Source organism: Telluria sp. AZSoR62, assembly GCF_058111565.1.
The window spans coordinates 1-251 of sequence record NZ_JBYTST010000463.1 but is presented as its reverse complement, the minus strand read 5'-3'; the positions used below and the strand labels follow the sequence as shown (position 1 = coordinate 251).

Sequence of the window (251 nt, the reverse complement as noted above, 5' to 3'; positions counted from 1 at the left end):
CTAAGGCGGCGAACTAATGAAACGGCTTGCTCTTATTTTGATTGCACTGATCGCAACGCCGTCGTTCGCCGTCAATTTACCGCCCGTTCCAACGCCAAAGCCAACGGCAGATAAGCGTTCGAAACCAGTTGAAGCCCAGCCGCTTCCTGGACTAGGTGTGTTGCCTGGCATACGCGAAGAGCAAAAAACCAACGTCATTCGCGTGAGTTCGGATCGAAATGAAATTGTTTACGTTTCATATCTCCTGCCTA

Annotated in this window: 1 pseudogene; it reads left to right on the top strand. The window is 50.2% G+C overall.

Annotated elements, in window-relative coordinates:
- Nucleotides 1–16: 16 nt before the first annotated feature.
- Nucleotides 17–251: pseudogene (locus AC3XQU_RS24425) on the top strand (conjugal transfer protein TraK); the annotation flags it as partial.